The sequence below is a fragment of the Streptomyces aurantiacus genome, assembly GCF_027107535.1.
Classification (GTDB): domain Bacteria; phylum Actinomycetota; class Actinomycetes; order Streptomycetales; family Streptomycetaceae; genus Streptomyces.
Window position 1 is genome coordinate 8,842,221 of the sequence record NZ_CP114283.1, and the last position, 19,505, is coordinate 8,861,725.

The 19,505-nt window shown below is 72.4% G+C and carries 18 protein-coding genes; 8 read left to right on the forward strand and 10 right to left on the reverse strand.

The window, feature by feature from the left end; translation table 11 throughout:
- The 5 genes from cbiQ to O1Q96_RS40960 all read left to right on the forward strand — a co-directional run bounded on the left by cbiQ (nucleotide 1) and on the right by O1Q96_RS40960 (nucleotide 3,838).
- A complete protein-coding gene (gene cbiQ / locus O1Q96_RS40940; protein ID WP_269252918.1) occupies nucleotides 1-762 on the forward strand; it encodes a cobalt ECF transporter T component CbiQ in 762 nt (253 codons plus the stop codon).
- Nucleotides 750-1,550, forward strand: a complete 801-nt coding sequence (locus O1Q96_RS40945; RefSeq protein ID WP_269252919.1) for an energy-coupling factor ABC transporter ATP-binding protein — start codon at nucleotides 750-752, stop codon at nucleotides 1,548-1,550. The genes cbiQ and O1Q96_RS40945 overlap by 13 nt, the downstream gene beginning before the upstream one ends.
- A gap of 68 nt (nucleotides 1,551-1,618) precedes the next feature.
- On the forward strand, nucleotides 1,619-2,050 hold the full coding sequence (locus O1Q96_RS40950; RefSeq protein ID WP_269253930.1) for a MarR family winged helix-turn-helix transcriptional regulator: 432 nt from the start codon (nucleotides 1,619-1,621) through the stop codon (nucleotides 2,048-2,050).
- A gap of 89 nt (nucleotides 2,051-2,139) precedes the next feature.
- Nucleotides 2,140-2,589, forward strand: a complete 450-nt coding sequence (locus O1Q96_RS40955) for an organic hydroperoxide resistance protein (RefSeq protein WP_269252920.1) — start codon at nucleotides 2,140-2,142, stop codon at nucleotides 2,587-2,589.
- A 76-nt stretch (nucleotides 2,590-2,665) separates the two neighbouring features.
- The gene (locus tag O1Q96_RS40960) at nucleotides 2,666-3,838 is read left to right on the forward strand and encodes a serine hydrolase domain-containing protein (RefSeq protein ID WP_269252921.1); all 1,173 of its coding nucleotides are present in this window, start codon (nucleotides 2,666-2,668) and stop codon (nucleotides 3,836-3,838) included.
- A gap of 176 nt (nucleotides 3,839-4,014) precedes the next feature.
- Here the strand turns inward: O1Q96_RS40960 and O1Q96_RS40965 are convergent, their stop codons facing one another.
- Nucleotides 4,015-5,025: a helix-turn-helix domain-containing protein gene (locus tag O1Q96_RS40965; RefSeq protein ID WP_269252922.1), complete on the reverse strand. Its 1,011-nt coding sequence runs from the start codon at nucleotides 5,023-5,025 to the stop codon at nucleotides 4,015-4,017.
- Between the two features lie 102 nt (nucleotides 5,026-5,127).
- Between O1Q96_RS40965 and O1Q96_RS40970 the strand changes: the two genes are divergently transcribed.
- Nucleotides 5,128-5,550, forward strand: a complete 423-nt coding sequence (locus tag O1Q96_RS40970; protein WP_269252923.1) for a RidA family protein — start codon at nucleotides 5,128-5,130, stop codon at nucleotides 5,548-5,550.
- On the opposite strand, the gene O1Q96_RS40975 is transcribed toward O1Q96_RS40970, so the two are convergent.
- The 4 genes from O1Q96_RS40975 to O1Q96_RS40990 all read right to left on the reverse strand — a co-directional run bounded on the left by O1Q96_RS40975 (nucleotide 5,547) and on the right by O1Q96_RS40990 (nucleotide 10,242).
- Nucleotides 5,547-6,392, reverse strand: a complete 846-nt coding sequence (locus O1Q96_RS40975; RefSeq protein WP_269252924.1) for a DMT family transporter — start codon at nucleotides 6,390-6,392, stop codon at nucleotides 5,547-5,549. The genes O1Q96_RS40970 and O1Q96_RS40975 overlap by 4 nt on opposite strands.
- Nucleotides 6,389-6,913 carry a YbaK/EbsC family protein gene (locus tag O1Q96_RS40980; protein ID WP_269252925.1) on the reverse strand — a complete coding sequence of 175 codons (525 nt, stop codon included), beginning with the start codon at nucleotides 6,911-6,913 and terminating at the stop codon, nucleotides 6,389-6,391. Before O1Q96_RS40980 ends, O1Q96_RS40975 begins: the two co-directional genes overlap by 4 nt.
- Nucleotides 6,914-7,226: 313 nt before the next feature.
- Nucleotides 7,227-9,473: an MMPL family transporter gene (locus O1Q96_RS40985; RefSeq protein ID WP_269252926.1), complete on the reverse strand. Its 2,247-nt coding sequence runs from the start codon at nucleotides 9,471-9,473 to the stop codon at nucleotides 7,227-7,229.
- Nucleotides 9,474-9,651: 178 nt separating this feature from the next.
- Nucleotides 9,652-10,242: a TetR/AcrR family transcriptional regulator gene (locus tag O1Q96_RS40990; protein WP_269252927.1), complete on the reverse strand. Its 591-nt coding sequence runs from the start codon at nucleotides 10,240-10,242 to the stop codon at nucleotides 9,652-9,654.
- A gap of 247 nt (nucleotides 10,243-10,489) precedes the next feature.
- Between O1Q96_RS40990 and O1Q96_RS40995 the strand changes: the two genes are divergently transcribed.
- A complete protein-coding gene (locus O1Q96_RS40995) occupies nucleotides 10,490-13,873 on the forward strand; it encodes a S41 family peptidase (protein ID WP_269253931.1) in 3,384 nt (1,127 codons plus the stop codon).
- Nucleotides 13,874-14,095: 222 nt separating this feature from the next.
- Here O1Q96_RS40995 and O1Q96_RS41000 read toward each other — a convergent pair whose 3' ends face one another.
- The 4 genes from O1Q96_RS41000 to O1Q96_RS41015 all read right to left on the reverse strand — a co-directional run bounded on the left by O1Q96_RS41000 (nucleotide 14,096) and on the right by O1Q96_RS41015 (nucleotide 17,798).
- Nucleotides 14,096-14,359, reverse strand: coding sequence for a hypothetical protein (locus O1Q96_RS41000; RefSeq protein ID WP_331276094.1), 264 nt, complete (start codon nucleotides 14,357-14,359; stop codon nucleotides 14,096-14,098).
- Nucleotides 14,360-14,446: 87 nt separating this feature from the next.
- Entirely contained in the window at nucleotides 14,447-15,337 is an 891-nt protein-coding gene (locus tag O1Q96_RS41005; RefSeq protein ID WP_269252929.1) for an SDR family oxidoreductase, read from the reverse strand.
- Nucleotides 15,334-16,260, reverse strand: coding sequence for an alpha/beta fold hydrolase (locus O1Q96_RS41010; RefSeq protein WP_269252930.1), 927 nt, complete (start codon nucleotides 16,258-16,260; stop codon nucleotides 15,334-15,336). Before O1Q96_RS41010 ends, O1Q96_RS41005 begins: the two co-directional genes overlap by 4 nt.
- Nucleotides 16,257-17,798 carry a flavin-containing monooxygenase gene (locus O1Q96_RS41015; RefSeq protein WP_269252931.1) on the reverse strand — a complete coding sequence of 514 codons (1,542 nt, stop codon included), beginning with the start codon at nucleotides 17,796-17,798 and terminating at the stop codon, nucleotides 16,257-16,259. Before O1Q96_RS41015 ends, O1Q96_RS41010 begins: the two co-directional genes overlap by 4 nt.
- A gap of 155 nt (nucleotides 17,799-17,953) precedes the next feature.
- On the opposite strand from O1Q96_RS41015, the gene O1Q96_RS41020 reads away from it, so the two are divergent.
- Complete coding sequence (locus O1Q96_RS41020) at nucleotides 17,954-18,577, forward strand: MerR family transcriptional regulator (protein ID WP_269253932.1); 624 nt, start codon at nucleotides 17,954-17,956, stop codon at nucleotides 18,575-18,577.
- 50 nt (nucleotides 18,578-18,627) lie between these two features.
- Here O1Q96_RS41020 and O1Q96_RS41025 read toward each other — a convergent pair whose 3' ends face one another.
- Nucleotides 18,628-19,431 (reverse strand): exodeoxyribonuclease III, encoded by an 804-nt coding sequence (locus O1Q96_RS41025; protein WP_269252932.1) that lies wholly within the window; start codon nucleotides 19,429-19,431, stop codon nucleotides 18,628-18,630.
- Nucleotides 19,432-19,505 lie beyond the last annotated feature (74 nt).

A 19,505-nucleotide genomic window follows, 5' to 3' on the forward strand; every position in this document is an offset into this window, starting at 1 on the left:
ATGGGCGCCGGCCACGCGCACAGGCTCTACCGGCACGGGCACTCACCCGTGCACGCCCTGCCGCCGCACACCAAGCTCGCCGCCGTCTTCGCCTTCGTGCTCGTCGTGGTGTCGACCCCGCGCGAGGCGATGTGGGCGTTCGGGCTGTACGCACTGCTGCTGGCGACCGTCGCGTACGCGGCCCGCGTCCCGGCGGGCTTCCTGCTGAAGCGGCTGCTGATCGAGGTGCCGTTCGTGGCCTTCGCCGTGCTGATGCCGTTCGTGGCGCAGGGCGAGCGGGTGGACGTACTCGGCATGTCCCTGAGCGTGAACGGCCTGTGGGGCGCCTGGAACGTGCTGGCGAAGGGCACCATCGGCGTCGCCGCGTCGGTCCTGCTCGCCTCGACGACCGAGCTGCGGGAACTGCTCCTCGGACTCCAGCGGCTGAAGCTGCCGCCGCTCCTCGTGCAGATCGCGTCCTTCATGATCCGCTACGGGGACGTCATCGCGGACGAGATGCGGCGGATGAAGATCGCGCGGGAGTCACGCGGCTTCGAGGCCCGCGGCGTCCGCTCCTGGGGCGTCCTCGCCAAGTCGGCGGGCGCGCTCTTCATCCGCTCCTACGAGCGCGGGGAGCGGGTGCACCTCGCCATGGTCAGCCGGGGGTACGCCGGTTCGATGCCGGTCATCGACGAGGTGACGGCGTCCCGGGCCCAGTGGTCGTACGCCTTCACCCTGCCGTTCGCCGCACTCGTCGTATGCCTGTTGGGATGGACCCTGTGACCTCGCCCTCGCCCTCACCCTCGGCGCCGAACCCGGCCCCGCCCCCGTCCCTGGAAGTGGCCGGACTGGCCTTCGCCTACCCGGACGGCCATCAGGCCCTGTTCGGCGTGGACTTCTCCGTCGCCCGCGGCGAGCGGGTCGCACTGCTCGGCCCGAACGGCGCCGGCAAGACGACCCTCGTACTGCACCTGAACGGCATCCTGACCGGCGGCGCGGGGACCGTGACCGTCGCCGGGCTGCCCGTCGGCCGCAAGCACATGGCGGAGATCCGGCGGAAGGTCGGCATCGTCTTCCAGGACCCGGACGACCAGCTCTTCATGCCGAGCGTGCGCGAGGACGTGGCCTTCGGGCCCGCGGCCGCCGGGCTGAAGGGTCCGGAGCTGGAGGCACGGGTGCGCACGGCCCTGGAACAGGTCGGGATGGAGGCCTTCGCCGACCGCCCGCCGCACCACCTCTCCTTCGGCCAGCGGCGCCGGGTGGCCGTCGCGACCGTCCTGGCGATGGAGCCGGAGATCCTCGTCCTCGACGAGCCGTCCTCCAACCTCGACCCTGCCTCGCGCCGCGAACTCGCGGACATCCTGCGCTCGTTGGACGTGACCGTGCTCATGGTCACCCACGACCTGCCGTACGCCCTCGAACTGTGCCCCCGCGCGCTGATCCTCGGCGAGGGCGTGATCGCGGCGGACGGCAGGACCGGCGACCTGCTGTCGGACGACGAGCTGATGCGGGAGCACCGTCTCGAGTTGCCCTTCGGCTTCGACCCGCGCTCCGTGACAATGGGCGCGTGACGAACGACGACCACGGGACCGAGGACCTTCCGGCGGGATCGCCCGAAGGGGGCGCGCCGACCGGTTCGCTGCTGCTCGACGACCAGCTGTGCTTCGCGCTGTACGCGGCCCAGCGCGCCCTGACCGCCGCGTACCGTCCGCTCCTCGACGCGCTCGGGCTCACCTATCCGCAGTACCTGGTCATGCTCGTCCTGTGGGAGCGCGGCGAGCTCACCGTCAAGGAGCTGGCCGGGGCCCTGCGGCTCGACTACGGGACGGTGTCGCCGCTGCTCAAGCGGCTGGAGTCGGCCGGGCTCGTCCGCCGGGAGCGCTCGGCGCGGGACGAGCGGTCGGTGCTCGTCGCGGTCACCGGGCGGGGCGAGGAGCTGCGCGAGCGCGCGGAGTGCGTGCCGTCGGCCCTGCTGGCCGGGACGCGGCTGACGGGGGCGGAGGCGGAGCGGCTGCGCGAGGACCTCCGGCGGCTGACCTCGATGTTACCGGCGGTTTCTACCCCCAGGTAATAAGTGGCCGGAATCCATGGATACATTGTGTGCGATGTGTTTGTGCACGCTGTTTCTGCGTTTCCGTGAGCCTGGGGGTGAGGCGTTCCATGAACGAGGCCGCTGTTGAACTCGACAGCCGTCCCACGAAGATCATGTACGTGGCCGAGGCCACCGCTCACGGAGGCCGCGAGGGCTATGTGACCAGCCAGGACGGCCAGCTCGAACTGAAGGTCGCGATGCCTCCGGCGCTGGGCGGCGACGGCAACGGCACCAACCCCGAGCAGCTCTTCGCGGCCGGCTTCAGCTCCTGCTTCCACAACGCCCTGGTCCTGGTCGGGCGCCGCGAGGGCTTCGACCTGACCGGTTCCACGGTGGCGGCGAAGGTCGGAATCGGCCCCAACAAGCAGCGCGGGTACGGCCTCGCGGTCGCCCTGAGCGTCTCGCTCCCCGTCCTCGACCAGGACGTGGCCTCGAAGCTCGTGGACGCGGCCCACCAGGTCTGCCCGTACTCGAACGCGACCCGGGGCAACATCGAGGTCACGATCCTGCTGGGCTAGCCCAGCCCTGGAATCGCAGGCGCTGCACGACTGTTGCACCGCCTGTCGCAGGCACAGGCGGAACGGGAGCACGGACGTGGACGTGAACGGCACAGTGGCCGAGGGCTTCGAGCCGGTCGGGGCGGCGTTCGTACGGAACTTCGAGACGCTCGGGGACCGGGGCGCGGCCGTCGCCGTGTACCGGGACGGGCGCAGGGTCGTGGACCTGTGGGCCGGCGTCAAGGACGTCGACGGGACGGCGGATTCGGCACCCTGGGAGCGGGGCACCGCCCAGATCGTGCGCTCGGCGACGAAGGGTGTCGCCGCGGCCGCACTGCTTCTCCTGCATCAACGCGGGCGGCTGGACCTGGACGCACCGGTGGCCGAGTACTGGCCCGAGTTCAAGGCGGCGGGCAAGGAGCGGGTGCGGGTGCGGCACGTGCTGTCGCACCGGGCGGGACTGCCGGTCCTGGACCGGCCGCTGACGCCCGAGGAGGCGCTGGACCCCCTGCTCGGTGCCGAGGCGGTCGCGCGCCAGGCCCTCGTGTGGGAGCCGGGCACCGATCACGGATACCACGCGCTGACCTACGGCTGGCTGGTCGGCGAGCTGGTACGGCGCGTCACCGGCCGTGGCATCGGTGACTGGATCGCCGAGGAGATCGCCGGGCCGGTGGGCGCCGATCTGTGGGTCGGGCTGCCCGCCGAGGAGGCGGGCCGGGTGGGCCGGGTGGGCCGCGTCGAGACACCGGGCAACTCCGGGGGTCTGCGGTCCCGCCCGAAGCGGTCGGTCACCGAGGCCTACGACGACCCGGCCTCCCTCACCCGCCGGGCCTTCGCCGCGATCACCCCGTTCCCCGACCAGAACGACCCGGCGTACCGGGCGGCTGCGCTCCCGGCGACGAACGGCATCGCGACGGCCGACGGACTGGCCCGCTTCTACGCGTCCCTGATCGGCGAACCCGACGGCGGGCCACGCCTGTTCACACCCGGGACGCTGACGGCGGCCCGCGCCGAGGAGTCCGCGGGCCCGGACCGCGTCCTGGTGATCAACACCCGGTTCGGCCTCGGCCACATGCTCCACGGATCGGCCTCGCCGTTCCTGGGCACCGGTTCCTTCGGCCACCCGGGCCGCGGCGGTTCCCTCGGCTTCGCCGATCCCGAGTCGGGCATCGCCTTCGGCTACGTCACGAACGGCTTCCGCAAGACGGTGACGGCGGACCCACGGGCACAGGCACTGGTGCGGGCGCTACGGACCGCGCTGTCCTCCTAGCCGCCGCGCCGTTCGGGCGCTCCGGTCCCGGAGCCGGCCATGGCAAAGGTGTGCCAGGACTCCCCCACGGTCCTGGCACACCTCGCCTCCGGCTCCCCGGCCCGCTCGTACGACATCCGCGGAGAACACAAGGATGCCCGGCGGGGCGGGGTCTGTCGTTGGCCGACAGTCCACACCTACTTGGCGGAGCGTCCACGGCCTCGCGCAGCCGCCCCGGAGCCGGCGGACAGTGCCTGCCGGCGGAACTCGCCCGGCGGGACGCCGTAGGCGGTGCGGAAGGCCCGCGTGAACTCCGCGGCGCGGGGGAAGCCCCAGCGGGCCGCGACGGCGCGGACCGGCATCGCGCGCAGGGCCGGGTCGGCGAGGTCGCGCCGGACGTTCGCCAGCCGCTGGTCGCGGACGTAGGCGGCCACGGAGATGCCCTCGGCCCGGAAGAGGCGGTACAGGTGGCTGCGCGAGATGTGGTGCGCGGCGGCGATCCGGGCGGGTGTCAGCTCCGGGTCGGGCAGATGCCGGTGCACGAACGCCTTGGCTCGCAGGACCAGGGTCCGGTCGTGGGTGTCCGGCGGCAGGCGGAGGTCGTCGTCCACGGCGTGGGCGAAGACGGCGGTGACCAGGTCGGTGACGACCGTGCCGAGGCGGGGCGCGTCCGACGGCCGGTACGGGCCCGTGTCCGACGCCAGCTGGACGAGGAACTGCGCCAGCAGCGCGCCCATACCCTCGCGGCCCGATATCCGGCGCCCGATGACCCGCTCGGCGCGGCCCGCGGGCAGTGCCACCAGTTCCCGCGGGATCTCGACCCCGACGATGGTGACCGGGTCGGGGCCGGTGACTATCTCGTACGACCGCGAGGAGCCGTTGACGTGGAAGTCGCTGGTCCCGTACGCGGCCTGCTGTCCGCCCCAGACGGCCGCTCCCTCGCCGCGCAGCAGCAGGGAGAGGTGGAAGACCTCGGGGTCGGACTGGCGGACCAGCTTCGGGGTCCGGCGGAAGACCAGGTGGTCGAAGGTCGCCGGCCACACCGTCACGTCCCCCAGCCCGATCAGGCGCTGGTGTCCGCGGTAGTCCGCCGCGCGGTCGCTGGCGAGCTGCATGGGCGCGTGCGTGCGGCCCAACTGCTGCGTCCAGGCGTCGAATCGGTCGGTCACCGGCAGATCCACGGTTCGCAGGACCGACTCGTGCAGCACACACGTAGTCAATCACACGGGGTTCGCGGGACCCGCCGGGCCCGCGACCGGGGCTCAGGGGCGCGCGGAATGATCCGCCCCGCGGGGGATGTTCGCCATGGCATGACGTCCGATCAGCGCACGATCACCAACCCGCCCGCCCTCCACGACCCGACGCCGTTCGGCTACAGCCACGCCGTCTCCGCACCCGGCGAACTCGTCGTCATCGGCGGCCAGTACGCCTCGGACGTCACCGGCGCCCCCGTGCCCGGCGACTTCGCCGCCCAGGTGGAGCTGTCCTTCGAGCGGCTGCGGTCGGCGCTGGAGGGCGTGGGACTCGGCTTCGAACACGTCGTCCGGCTCGGCACGTTCATCGTCGACCACGACCTCGCCAAGCTGGAGGTCCTCGGCAAGGCCCTGCACGCCCGCTTCGGGGACCGTCTGCCGGCGCAGACCCTGAGCGGTGTCGCCTCCCTCGCGCTGCCCGGCATGCTGTTCGAGGTCGACGCGATGGCGGTACGGCCCCCGGGTGACCCGAGCGCCTAACCCGCGTGCAGCATCAGCCCGATCCCGACCACGAGCAGCCCCGCGGCGGCGATGCGCGGCGCCCCGAACCGCTCCTTGAAGAACACGGCTCCGATGGCGGCGCCGACGATGATCGACGACTCACGCAACGCCGCGACCGGAGCCAGTTCGGCCCGGGTCTGTGCCCACAGGACCAGGCCGTACGCGGCGACGGACAGCGTGGCCCCGAGGAGCCCCACTCCGGCGAACGGCCTGAGTACGGTCAGCAGTTCACCGCGCCAGCGGTACAGCGCGTACGCCGGGACCGCCACCCCCTCCAGCGCCATCAGCCAGGCGATGTACCCGAGGGAGGAGCCGGAGGCCCGGACGCCCAGGCCGTCGACGACCGTGTACGCGGCGATCGACAGGCCCGTCGCCAACGCGGCGCCGATCGCCGCCCAGTTGGGCCGGTGTCCGCGCAGGCCCCACAGCGCGACGCCGGTCAGACCGGCGCAGGACACCGCGATGCCCGCCGCCGCCCAGCCGCCCGGCACCTCGTGGGCGAAGACGGCGGCGAGCAGGGTCACGACCAGCGGGGCGGTGCCGCGCGCGATCGGGTACGCCTGACCGAAGTCCCCCAGCCGGAAGGACTTCATCAGCAGCACGTAGTAGACGACGTGGATGACCGCCGAGGCGATCAGGTAGGGCCAGGCGTCCGCCGCCGGGACCGGCACGAACGGGACCATCGCCAGGCCGATGAGCATCCCGCCGCCCGCGATGAGCGTGAAGCCGACCAGCTTGTCGGTGATCCGGTGGGCGATGGCGTTCCAGCTGGCGTGCGTCACCGCGGCGAGCAGGACCGCCGCGGCGACCAGGGGCGTCACGCGCTCTGCTCGCGTACGTCCACCAGCGTGCCGCCCGCGTGGGCGACCAGGGTCTTCGGGGCCATGGGGAAGACGGTGTACGGGGTGCCGGCGGCGGCCCACACGGTGTCGTGGTCCAGGAGCGAACGGTCGGCCAGGACACGGGTCCTGGTGCGGTGTCCGAAGGGCGGGACGCCGCCGATCGCGTACCCGGTCGTCTCCCGGACCAGCTCGGCCCTGGCCCGCGTGACCTTCTCGGCCCCCAGCTCCCGGCGTACGAGGTCGACATCGACCCGGGACGCCCCGTCCATCAGCACCAGAACCGGGACACCGTCCGCCGCGAAGATCAGCGACTTGCAGATCTCACTGAGTTCACAGCCGAGCGCGGCGGCCGCCTCCGCGGCGGTCCTGGTCGCGTCCGGGAAGCGGCGGATGCGCGGCAGCAGGTCGTCGAGGCCCAGCTCCCGCACGGCCTCGGCGAAACGGGGATGGGCTCCGGAGTCGCCGGCCTGCTGGGCGTCGTGCGCGTCGGTCGTCGTCATGCACGGCACGCTAGCGGTGCGTGTACGGGGCACGCGAGCGGGTTCCGGATGGCGAGCCGAGCGGCGCGCCGGACAGCGCCCTGCGCGTCGAGGCCGGCCGCCGCCCGGCCGGACCGGCGAGCTCGGTCGCCGCACGCCGTTCCCGGCGGGGCGCCCTGGCCGGGGCGCCCCGCCGGCCACCGCTCCGGCGTCGCGGCCCGCGCACACCCGCCGTACGTACGAAGCCGGTGAGGGCCGCCCGTCCCCACGGAGCCCTCACCGGCTGGTTCTCATTGCGGCCGCGCGAGCACGGCCGTCAGGTCGGACGCGTACGTCAGACCCGTACCAGCTCCCGGTCCTCGTCGGCGTCCGAGTCCTTCGGCCGGTCGTCGAGCGCCCGCAGGCCCTCGCCCTCGACGTCCACGTTCGGCAGGGCGCGGTCCAGCCACTTCGGCAGCCACCAGGCCTTCTTGCCGAGCAGCGCCAGGACGGCCGGGACGATCGCCATGCGGACGACGAAGGCGTCGAAGAAGACGGCGATCGCGAGACCGAAGCCGATCATCTTGATCATCGCGTCGCTGGCGCCGATGAAGCCTCCGAAGACGGCCATCATGATGATCGCGGCCGCGACGACGACCCGGGCGCTGTGCCGGAAGCCGGTCACCACCGCCTGGCTCGGCGTCTCGCCGTGGACGTACGCCTCCCGCATGCGGGTCACGAGGAACACCTCGTAGTCCATCGCGAGGCCGAAGACCACGCCCACCATGAAGATCGGCATCATCGACATGATCGGGCCGGTCTCCTCGACGCCGATCAGGCCGGCGAGCCAGCCCCACTGGAAGACCGCGACCACGGCGCCGAGCGCGGCCAGCACGCTGAGGAGGAAGCCGAGGGCCGCCTTCAGCGGGACCAGGACGGAGCGGAAGACGACGATCAGGAGGAGGAAGGCCAGGCCGACCACCAGGGCCAGGTACGGGACCAGCGCGTCGTTGAGCTTCTGCGAGAAGTCGATGTTCATGGCGGTGGTGCCGGAGACCAGCACCTGGCCGCCCGTGTCGGCCTTGATGCCGGGGCCCGCGTCACGGATGGCGTGCACCAGGTCCTCGGTCTGTGCCGAGGACGGCTTGGAGCCCGGGATCACGGTGATCATCGCGGTGTCGCCGGCCTTGTTGAACGTCGCCGGGGTCACCGTCACGACGTCCTTCAGATCCTTGATCCGGTCGGTCACCACGGTGGCGCCGGCCTTGGCGTCGTCGCTGCCCTCGGCGTCGTAGACGACCATCAGAGGGCCGTTGAAACCGGGGCCGAAGCCCTCCGACAGCAGGTCGTAGGCGCGGCGCTGTGTCGTGGACGTCGGCTGCGAGCCGTCGTCGGGCAGGCCCAGTTCCAGCTGGGTGGCCGGGACGGCGATGACGCCCAGGCCGACCACGCCGAGCAGCAGTACGGCGACCGGGCGGCGGATGACGAAGCTCGCCCAGCGGGTGCCCATGTTGGGCTTGGCGGGCTTGCCCGCCGTGCCGGCCTGCGCGGGCCTGTCACGGCCGAGGCGCTTGCCGCCGCGCTTCTCGCCCGCGGGCCGGATCTTCTTGCCCGCGTACCCGAGCAGTGCGGGGATCATGGTCAGTGCGATGAGTACGGCGACCACGACCGTGCCGGCCGCGGCGAGGCCCATCTTGGTCAGCATCGGGACGTTGACGACCGCGAGGCCCGCCAGGGCGATGACGACCGTGAGTCCGGCGAAGACGACCGCCGAGCCGGCGGTGCCGGTGGCGCGGCCTGCCGCTTCCTCACGGTCGCGGCCCTCGGCCAGCTCGCCCCGGTAGCGGGAGACGATGAACAGCGCGTAGTCGATGCCGACCGCGAGACCGATCATCAGCGCGAGCGTCGAGGTGGTGTCGCCGAGGTCGAGGGCGCTGGCGAGGGCGGTGATGGTGGAGACGCCGATGCCGACGCCGATGATCGCGGTCAGCAGCGGCAGTCCGGCCGCGACCAGCGAGCCCAGGGTGATGACGAGGACGACCGCGGCGAGGGCGAGGCCGATGATCTCGCCGACGGCCCCGGGGTCGGACGCGGCCTGCAGCGCGTCACCTCCGACGTCGACGGTCAGACCGGTGGCCCGGGCCTCGTCCCCGGCCTTCTCCAGGGCGGTCCTGGTCGAGTCCGCGAGCTCCATGCCGGGGAGGTCGTACCTGACCGAGGTGTAGGCGACCGTCCCGTCCCTGCTCACGGCGTTCGTGGTGAACGGGTCGGTGACGGAGACGACTTCGGAGCCGTCGCCCAGTTCCCTGACGGTCTTCTCGACGGTCGCCTTGTTGCCGGCGTCCGTCATCTTCTGCCCCTCGGGCGCCTTGAAGACGATGCGCCCGGTCGCTCCGTCGGCGCTGGCGCCGGGGAAACGCTGCTCCAGCAGGTCGAACGCCTTCTGCGCCTCGGTGCCGGGGATCGAGAAGGAGGTGGTGCCGGCGGCGGGGGCGCTCGCCGCACCGACGCCCGCGAGCGTCAGCAGCGCCACCCATATCAGTGCGACGAAGTGCCGTCGCCGGAAGGCGAGTCGGCCGAGTTTGTAGAGGAACGTGGCCACGAGGGCGTACTCCCGATCAGGTCGGTGATGGCATCAGGGCAGGGGTCATCGGCCCGACGACGTGAGCGTTCGCGTCAGGTGCAGCTGGGGAGGGGTGCGCAGAGTGTCGAGCCCCGGGGCTGGAGGCTCGAGGGGTGGGGCCAGGGGTCAGGATCGGGGGCGGGCTCGGGTACGGGGGTCAGGCGACGAGGGCGGGGATGACCACAGCGTCGATGTACGAGGTCAGGAAGGCCTGGGTCGGTGGCTCTTCGTCGATCATCGTCCGGGCCACGAAGGCACCGATGATCATGTGCAGCACGAAGTCGATCGCGGGGTTGTCCGCACGGACCTCGCCCCGGTCGACGGCACGCTGCACCAACTGGCGCATCTCCGCCAGCTCCGGCTCGATCAGCCATTCGCGCAGGGCCCGCAGCAGCTCGGGGTTGGTGTGGGCCGCCGTGCCCAGGACCCGCATCAGGGCGGAGTCCTGTTCCATCTGGCAGTCGTCCTGGCGGGTCGTCAGCGCCTGGAAGTCGCCCCGCAGGGAACCGGTGTCCACCTGGGCGAGATCGACCGGCTTGTGGTGCCGGATCGCCCTCGCGACCAGTTCGGCCTTGCCGCCCCACTGGCGGTAGAGGGTGGCCTTGCTGGACCGGGTGCGGGCGGCCACGGCGTCCATGGTCAGGGAGTCGTAACCGACCTCCCGGAGCAGGTCGAGCACGGCCTCGTACAGCTCGGCCTCGCGCTCGGGCGTGATCCGGCTGCGACGCGTCGTCACTGTCTCAGCCATCCCGCTCACCTCTTCCACTCGAACGAAACTGTCTCGTACGTCTACGAAGGTACCGCACCACTAAGCGAAACGAAACCGTTTCGTACGTGTTCCAGGTCACGAGTTCCCACCGGGCTCTCCCCCGGACCGCGCGCTCCCGTGCCCCGGACCACGAGTTGCCGGGCCCCGCCCACCGGAAAAGCATGGGTGGGTGAGCTACCAGGACGAGGACAGGCACGAGAACGCGACCAGGAACGGGAACGGGCCCCTGCCGGGAGAGGCCGGAGGTGACAGCGGGGCGGCCGCCTACCTGCGCTTCCCCCATATCGGCGGCGGCCACCTCTGCTTCGCGGCCGAGGACGACCTGTGGGTGGCACCCCTGGACGGGCCCGGCCGCGCCTGGCGGCTCACCGTCGACCGCACGAAGGTGAGCCACCCGCGCTTCTCCCCCGACGGGCGGCACATCGCGTACACGACCTGGCGCAGCCTCGTGCCGGAGATCCATCTGGCGCCGGTGGACGGCGGCCCGGCCCGGCGGCTCACCTACTGGGGCAACGCCGACACCCAGGTCTGCGGCTGGTCGCCCCCCGACAAGGAGGGCAACTGCGACATCCTCGCCGTCGCCTCGCACGGCGAGCCCTTCTCGTACTTCACCTGGGCCTACAGCGTGCCGGTGAACGGCGGCCCCGGCGGAAAGCTCCCCTGGGGCCCGGTCTCCGACATCGCCGTCGCGAACCTCCACGGCGAACGCAGGACGCTGCTGCTCACCGGCACACCCCCGCACGAGCCCGCCGCCTGGAAGCGCTACCGGGGCGGCGCCACCGGGCGGCTCTGGCTGCACGGGCAGCGCATCCTCGCCGACCTCGACGGCCACCTGGACTCGCCGATGTTCGTGGGCGACCGGATCGCCTTCCTCTCCGACCACGAGGGCATCGGCAACCTGTACTCGTGCCTGCACGACGGCTCCGGCCTGCGGCGCCACACCGACCACGACTCCTTCTACGCCCGGCACGCGTCGAGCGACGGCACCCGCGTCGTCTACCAGTGCGCGGGCGACCTGTGGATCGTCGAGGACCTGGCCCGGGACTCGCCGCCCCGCCACCTCGACGTCCGGCTCGGCGGGCCGCGCGCGGGGCGCCGCCCGTACCAGGTGCCGGCCGCCCAGCACGTCGACGGGATCTCCGTGGACGAGACGGGCCGGGCCAGCGCCGTCGTCGTACGCGGCAGTCTGTACTGGCTCACGCACCGCGACGGCCCGGCGCGCACGATCGCGGACACCCCGGGAGTCCGCGTCCGGCTGCCCGAGATGCTCGGCTCGGGCGGGCAGGTGGCGTACGTGACGGACGCGGACGGCGAGGACGCCGTCGAGATCGCGTACCTGCCGCGCGCGACGGGCTCGCGCGAGCCGCGCCGGCTGGCCTCGGGGAAGCTCGGCCGCGTCCTGGAACTCGTCTCGGACCCGAAGGGCGAGCGGCTCGCGATCGCCTCCAACGACGGCCGGCTCCTCCTCATCGACGCGACGGCGGACGGGGACGCGGGAGGGGCCTCGGACGGGGGCCCGGGAGGGGGCGCGGACGCGTCCGGGCCCGCGGACGCTGAGGTCACCGAGCTCGTCCGGTCCGCCAACGGGCCGGTCCGCGACCTCGCCTTCTCCCCCGACGGGACGTGGCTGACGTGGTCGCACCCGGGCATCGGCCGTACGCTCCGGCAGATCAAGATGGCGCGGATCGAGGGGCCGGGCGCGCGCACGGTCGTCGACGTCACCAACGGCCGCTTCGAGGACGAGAACCCGGTCTTCACCCGGGACGGCCGCTATCTCGCCTTCCTGTCCTGGCGCGGCTTCGACCCCGTGTACGACGTCCACACCGGCGACCTGTCCTTCCCGCTGGGCTGCCGCCCGTACCTCGTGCCGCTGTCCTCCGCGACGCCGTCCCCGTTCGCCCTGACCCCCGAGGGCCGCCCGGCGGCCGGGGGCCTGGACCCGGCGGAGAACGACCCGGACGCGGGCACCTCCCGCCCGGGTGACGGCGAGACGGGCGGCCGGGCGGGCGCGACGACCGTCGAGACCGAGGGCCTGGAGAGCCGCGTGACGCCCTTCCCGGTCACGGCCTCCAAGTACTCGGCCCTGTACCCGGTCGCGGGCGGCGGCCTCGTCTGGCTGCGGTGGCCGATCTCGGGCGCGCTCGGGGAGACCTTCGCCAACCCCGACGACACGTCGGGCCGTCCGACCCTCGAGTACTTCAACATCACCAAGGCGAAGAAGTCCGAACTCGTCGACCATCTCGACTGGTTCGCGCTCAGCGGTGACGGCAGCCGGCTGGTCGTGGTCGACGAGGGCGACCTGCGCGCGGTCCCCTCCACGGAGTCCGGTGACGGCGACACGACGGTCTGGATCGACCTGCGCCGCATCCTGCACGAGGCCGACCCCGCCGCCGAGTGGCGCCAGGCGTACGCCGAGGCGGGCCGCCTCATCCGCGCCTACTTCTGGGCACCCGACATGTGCGGCATCGACTGGGACGGCGTCCTCGACCAGTACCGTCCACTGGTCGAACGGGTCGCGTCCCCCGACGAGTTCGCCGACCTGCTCCGCGAGGTGCTGGGCGAGCTGGGCACCTCGCACGCGTACGTCTCCGCCGCGCGCCGCAACGAGGGCCCGCCCCACTACCAGCGGCCCCAGGGCCTTCTGGGCGCCAACTTCGTGTGCCGGGACGGGGGTTGGGTCGTCAAGCGCATCCTGCCCGGCGACTCCTCCGACTCGAAGGCGCGTTCCCCGCTGGCCGGTACGGGCATCCGTGAGGGCGCGCGGCTCACTCATGTGGACGGCCGTCCGGTGGACCCCGTCACCGGCCCGTACCCGCTGCTCGCGGCGGCGGGCGGCACGACCGTGGAACTCACCTTCACCCCGGCCGGCGGCGAGGGCCGCTCCCGCCGGGTCGCCGTGGTCCCGCTCGTCGACGAACGCCCCCTGCGCTACCAGGACTGGGTGGCCAAACGCCGCGAGGTCGTGCGGGAGCTGAGCGGCGGCCGGTGCGGGTACCTGCACATCCCGGACATGGGCGGCTCGGGCTGGGCGCAGTTCAACCGCGACCTCCGCATGGAGGTGTCGCGCCCGGCCCTCATCGTCGACGTACGCGGCAACGCGGGCGGCCACATCAGCGAGCTGGTCATCGAGAAGCTCACCCGGACGATCATGGGCTGGGACCTGACCCGCAACGCCGAACCGGTGTCGTACACGTCGAACGCGCCGCGCGGTCCGGTGGTCGCCCTGGCCGACGAGATGACCTCGTCGGACGGCGACATGATCACGGCGGCCTTCAAACTGCTCGGCCTGGGGCCGGTGGTGGGCCAGCGCACCTGGGGCGGGGTCGTCGGCATGACCGGCCGCCACCGTCTGGGCGACGGTTCGGTCATCACGGTCCCGATGAACGCGGCCTGGTTCGGCGCGTACGGCTGGTCGGTCGAGAACCACGGTGTCGTCCCGGACCTGGAGGTCCTGCGCACGCCCCTGGACTGGGCGGAAGGCCGCCACGCCCAGCTGGACGACGCGGTCCGCCTGGCCCTGGACCTCCTGACGGCCCACCCGGCGGCCACCCCACCGGACTACACCTGCCTCCCGGACAGAAGCCGCCCGAAACTCCCCCCACGCGCCTGAGGCCAACCCCCGCGCCCCGTCAGGGGCGCGGGGGTTCCGCGCGACCAGCCACACCCGACCCGCACCCGAGAACGAGGAAGCGGGAGCAGGAGCAGGGAGCAGGGGACAGGGAGCAGCAGGAGCAGCAGCGGCAGCGGCGGCAACAAAAAGACGCGGGGCGCCCTCAGAGAAGAGGGGCACCCCACGTCAAGTCCGGCCAAGGCCGAGCTTCAGGCGCGTTCGTCAGATGTCGAAGTCCTGGTCGAACCGACCCTGCGCGTCCTGCTGAGTCCGCTGCGACTCCTCAGGCATCCGACGCTCCCGCTCCGTGCGCTCGCGCTCGGGACGCTCACGGTCCGGGCGCTCACGGTCCGGACGGTCACGCTCGGGCCGCTCGCGCTCGGGCATCTGCTGCCCGCGCTCGCTCGCCTCGTCGCGCCGCTCGCCGGACTTCTGCTTCGCGTTCTGCTGAAGCCGCTCGGCCTTGTCCTGGAACTGGTCCTTCATGCCCATGAGGTTCACTCCCGTTTGTGGGTGAGGGGATCGGGGCTCGACCAGACTTACACGCACGGACATTGCGCGCATTTCGATCAGTTACGGTCGGTGACGCACGGTGTCGCGCGCCGACTCGTCAGCCGCTCCCCCGGCCCCGACGAGCCCCGTCCCCACGCTCCCCAGCCGCGGCGCGAACCGGCGCATCTCCCGCTGTCCGACCGTCCCGATGAGCGCCGGAAGGTACCCGCGCACCCCCTGCATCCCCCGCAGCCACCACTGCCCGTACACGTGGCCGGCCCGCCGCTCGATGCCGGCGACGATCCGGTCGACGGCCGGTCCCAGCGGATACGTCTTGTTGGCGGGCCACGGCAGCCGCTGGCGCAACTCCCGCATGACGTCGTCCTGATCGGCTCCGCGGACCATGTCGGTGTCGGTCCACGACAGGTACCCGACCCCGACGCGTACGCCCTTGTAACCGACCTCGGCCCGCAGACTGTGCGCGAACGCCTCGACGCCCGACTTGGACGCGCAGTACGCGCTCATCATCGGCGCGGGCGTGATCGCCGCGAGAGAGGCGATCTGGAGCAGGTACCCGCGGCTCTCCATGAGGACCGGCAGGAAGGCCCGGGCGGTGACGGCCGACCCGATGAGGTTCACCTCGATGACCCGCCGCCAGGCCAGCGGGTCGGAGTCGACGAACGGCCCGCCGCTCGCGACCCCCGCGTTGGCGACGACGATGTCGACCTTCCCGAACCGCGCCTTCACCTCCCGCGCGACCTCCGCCATCGCCTCGTGGTCGGTGACGTCGGCGTACCAGTGGCCGCTCTCGCCGTGCAGCCGCTCGGAGACGCCCTTGAGCGCCTCCTCCTCCAGGCCGACGAGCGCGACGGTGGCGCCACGGGCGGAGAGCTTGCGGGCGAGCAGCTCTCCGACGCCCCGCGCGGCCCCCGTGACGACGGCGACCTGCCCTTCCAGACCGATCCGGCTCATGCGCCCTCCTTGATCACTGCGTACGTGGAGACGAGTTCCCGTATCCGGGCGGTGACCTGTTCGGGGGCCTCCACCGGAGTCATGTGCCCGATCCCGGGCAGTTCGGTGACGCCGACGCACTGGGGCAGCGCGGCGACCAGGGCGCGCGCGTGCACGGCGGGCGTCAGCCGGTCGGCCGTGCCGACGACGACCGCGGTCGGCACGGCCAACTCCCGTACCGCGTGGTCGAGATCGAGCAGGTCGAGCACCTTCGACCAGGAGTACCGCACCCGCCGGGGGCAGGCGTGCACGATCCGCGCGCACGCCTCGACCATCTCGGGCGCCGAACCCGGCCCCATCGTCCCGTACTTGAGGATGCGCCGGGCGAGCGGCGTGACCGGCCCGAGGGGCGCCCGGGACCCGAGGATCCTCTTCGTGAGCCAGGTCCGCGGCCGTCCGGCCCGCATCGGCACCACCAGCGACTCGGCGACCAGCCGCGAACTGCCCGTACTGCACAGCAGCACGGCGGCCGCGTGCTCCCGGAACCCGGCGCGTCCGGCCGCCGCCATCAGCGTCATCCCGCCCATGGAGTGCCCGGCCAGGACCGCCTTCTCGCCCGGCGCGAGGGTGGCCGCGAGCACCGCCTCCAGGTCGTCGGCGAGCCCGTCCGTACTGCACACGGGGCTCGCGGCGCTCCGGCCGTGCCCGCGCTGGTCGTACACGATCACCCGGTGGTCGGCGGCGAGGTCCCGTATCTGCGCCGCCCAGAAGGCGGTCGAGCACGTCCATCCGTGCGCGAGCACCACTGCCGGGGCCGTGGCGTCGTCCACGGTTCCGTGCACCTCGACGTGCAGCCGCGCCCCGTCGGCGGAGACCGCCGTCAGCTCGCGCGCGGGGACGGGCGGGGCGTAGGGGCCAAAGGCCACCCGTGTCAGCCTGCTCATGCTCCTGCCTCGGCCTTCTTCTTCGTACCGCGGGCGGACGGCTCGGACGACACGGGCGGTGCCGGGGCGGGTGCGCGGAGCAGGTCGTACTCCGCCAGGTCCACGCGCCGTGTGGCGCCGCGGAACTCCGTGGTGGTGCCCGGCCAGACCGTCGTGTTGACGCCGTTCTCGTCGAGGTACCAGCTGTTGCAGCCGCCGGTGGACCAGACCGTGCGCTTCATGCGTTCCTGGACCCGGTGGTTCCAGGCGTCGACCGCGGCGGGCCGCGCGTCGAGGGCGGCGCGGTCGCCGAGCACGTCCAACTGGCGTACGTAGTCGGCCATGTAGTTCAGCTGGGACTCGATCATCAGGATCATGCTGGAGTTCCCGAGGCCCGTGTTGGGCCCGATGATCGTCATCCAGTTGGGGAATCCCGCCGCGGTCGCGCCGCGCAGCGACTTCATGCCGGGCGCCCATGCCTCGGCGAGCGTCCTGCCGCCCACGCCGACGACCCGGTCGGCGATGGGCATGTCGGTGACGTGGAAGCCCGTACCGAAGACGATCGCGTCGACCTCGGCCTCGCTGCCGTCGTCGGCGACGAGGGTGGACCCGCGGATCTCGCCGAGCCCGCTCGCGACCACGTCCACATTGGGCTGGGCGAGGGCCGGGTAGTACGTGCTGGACAGCAGGATGCGCTTGCAGCCGATGCGGTAGTCCGGGGTCAGTTTGGCCCTGAGCTCCGGGTCCTTGACGGCGCGGAACATGTTCCGCTTGGCCAGCTGCTCGACGAGGCCCAGCTCGCCCGGCCGCTTCGTGAACGCCTGGACCTGGAGCTCCCGGATGCCCCACAGGAGTCCGCGCCGCAGCTGCGCGGTGACGGGAAGCGCCCGGTGCAGCAGGCGCTCGGCCCCGCTGATGGCCCGGTCGACGCGGGGCATCACCCAGGGCGGGGTGCGCTGGAAGAGGGTGAGCTTCACGACGTCCGGCTGGATCGCCGGCACGATCTGGGCGGCCGAGGCGCCGGTGCCGATCATCGCGACCCGCTTGCCGCGCAGGTCGTAGTCGTGGTCCCAGCGGGCCGAGTGGAAGACCTTGCCCGGGAAGGTGTCGATCCCCGGGATGTCCGGCACCTTGGGGTCGGAGAGCGGCCCCGTGGCGGACACGACGATGTCGGCGGAGAGGGTCCCGCTGCTGGTCTCGATCACCCAGCGCAGCCGCTCGCCGTCCCATGTCATCCGCTTGACCTCGGAGTTGAGGCGCAGGTGCGGCCGCAGCCCGAAGACGTCGGTGACGTGCTCCAGATAGGCGCGGATGTGCTCCTGCCCGGAGAAGGTGCGCGGCCAGTCGGGGTTGGGCGCGAACGAGAACGAGTAGAGGTGGGAGGGCACGTCGCAGGCGCAGCCCGGATAGCTGTTGTCGCGCCAGGTCCCGCCCACGCTGTCGGCCCGTTCCAGGACGACGAAGTCGGTGACGCCCTCGCGGCGCAACCGTACGGCGGCGCCCAGGCCGCCGAAACCCGAGCCGATCACCGCCACCCGTACATGCTCGTGCTCGGTCATCCCGATGCCTCCATGCCGCGTACGACCGCGCCAGTGAACACTGGCGCAATGGGGAGCGTAGAGCAGCTCCGTACCGATGGGTAGGGGTTGCGCCCACGAAAGTTACCGGTGGTACGACATAGGGTGCCGGTGTGGCGGACAAGCGGGAGTACCGGATGGAGGAGCTGGCCAGGGAGGCCGGCATCACCTTGCGCACACTGCGCTTCTACCGCGAGCGCAAGCTGATCCCGCCACCGCGCCGCGAGGGCCGGATCGCCTGGTACGACGAGGACCATCTCGCCCGCCTGCGCACCATCGCCGCACTCCTGGAGCGCGGCCACACCCTCAACGGCATCGCCGAGCTCGCCGAGGCCTTCGACCACGGCCGCGACGTGGGCGAACTCCTCGGACTCGGCGCGCCCACCGAGGAGACCCCGGTCCGCCTCTCCCCCGAGGAACTGGCCGACTTCTTCGCGGGCCAGGCGACACCGGAGAACCTCGCCGCGTCCCTGGACCTCGGCTATCTCGCCACCGACGGCACGGACCTCGTCCACATCAGCCGCCGGCTCCTGGAGACCTCGGCGGCCCTCGTCCGCGAGGGCGTCCCCCTCACGGACATCCTCGCCGCCGCCCATCGCGTGCGCGAACACGCCGACGCCCTGGCCGAGTTGTTCACCGGTCTCGTCCTCACCCCGGAGCGCACCCCGGAGGACCTCCAGCGCCTGAGGCCCCTGGCGAAGAGCGTGGTGGAGGCGGAACTCTCGATGGCCCTGGACCGGCGCCTGCAGAAGCGGCCGTAGCCCTCCGGCCAGGCCGCGGGCCCCCGGCCCTGTCACGCGTCCGGGCCGCGTCACATGTCGAAGACGACGGTCACCGGGGCATGGTCCGACCAGCGCTCCTCATGGGTCGCCGCCCGCTCCACGAACCCCTTGACGGCCCGGGCCGCGAGCCCGGGCGTGGCCACCTGGTAGTCGATGCGCCATCCGGTGTCGTTGTCGAAGGCCCGCCCGCGGTAGGACCACCACGAGTACGGCCCCTCCGTATCCGGGTGCAGCGCCCGTACGACGTCCACGTACCCGCCGTCCGCCTCGTCGAAGACGCGGCCGAGCCATTCCCGCTCCTCCGGCAGGAACCCGGAGTTCTTCCGGTTCCCTCGCCAGTTCTTGAGGTCGGCCGGCTGGTGGGCGATGTTCCAGTCGCCGCACACCACGACCTCGCGACCGTCGGCGGCGGCCCGCACCCGCAGTTCCTTCAGGTGGGCGAGGAACTCGTCCATGAACCGGACCTTCTCGTCCTGCCGCTCGGTGCCGACCTCGCCGGAGGGCAGATACAGACTGGCGACGGTGACACCGGGCAGGTCGGCCTCGACGTAACGCCCGCTGCCGTCGAACTCGGCGGACCCGAAGCCGACCTGGACGCGGTCGGGCTCGCGGCGCGTGTAGAGGGAGACACCGGCCCGCCCCTTCGCGGCGGCGGGCGCGTGCACGGCATGCCATCCCTCCGGCTGCCGTACGCCCTCGGGAAGCTGCTGGGGCTCGGCCCGCACCTCCTGAAGACACAGCACGTCGGCGGACGTTCCCGCCAGCCACTCCACGAAGCCCTTCTTGGCCGCGGCCCGGAGCCCGTTCACATTCACAGAGGTCACAGTCAGCACCCGGGCACGATACCGGCACACTGGACGAGCACACCGAACCGCTCCATCCCACCGGACGCATAGAAGTACGATGA

Excerpts from the sequence above, each read along its gene's own strand:
- cbiQ (WP_269252918.1), top strand. The coding sequence starts at position 1 with ATGGGCGCCGGCCACGCGCACAGGCTCTACCGGCACGGGCACTCACCC.
- O1Q96_RS40945 (WP_269252919.1), top strand. The coding sequence starts at position 750 with ATGGACCCTGTGACCTCGCCCTCGCCCTCACCCTCGGCGCCGAACCCG.
- O1Q96_RS40955 (WP_269252920.1), top strand. The coding sequence starts at position 2,140 with ATGAACGAGGCCGCTGTTGAACTCGACAGCCGTCCCACGAAGATCATG.
- O1Q96_RS40970 (WP_269252923.1), top strand. The coding sequence starts at position 5,128 with ATGACGTCCGATCAGCGCACGATCACCAACCCGCCCGCCCTCCACGAC.
- O1Q96_RS40980 (WP_269252925.1), bottom strand. The coding sequence starts at position 6,913 with ATGACGACGACCGACGCGCACGACGCCCAGCAGGCCGGCGACTCCGGA.
- O1Q96_RS40990 (WP_269252927.1), bottom strand. The coding sequence starts at position 10,242 with ATGGCTGAGACAGTGACGACGCGTCGCAGCCGGATCACGCCCGAGCGC.
- O1Q96_RS41000 (WP_331276094.1), bottom strand. The coding sequence starts at position 14,359 with ATGAAGGACCAGTTCCAGGACAAGGCCGAGCGGCTTCAGCAGAACGCG.
- O1Q96_RS41005 (WP_269252929.1), bottom strand. The coding sequence starts at position 15,337 with ATGAGCCGGATCGGTCTGGAAGGGCAGGTCGCCGTCGTCACGGGGGCC.
- O1Q96_RS41010 (WP_269252930.1), bottom strand. The coding sequence starts at position 16,260 with ATGAGCAGGCTGACACGGGTGGCCTTTGGCCCCTACGCCCCGCCCGTC.
- O1Q96_RS41015 (WP_269252931.1), bottom strand. The coding sequence starts at position 17,798 with ATGACCGAGCACGAGCATGTACGGGTGGCGGTGATCGGCTCGGGTTTC.
- O1Q96_RS41020 (WP_269253932.1), top strand. The coding sequence starts at position 17,954 with ATGGAGGAGCTGGCCAGGGAGGCCGGCATCACCTTGCGCACACTGCGC.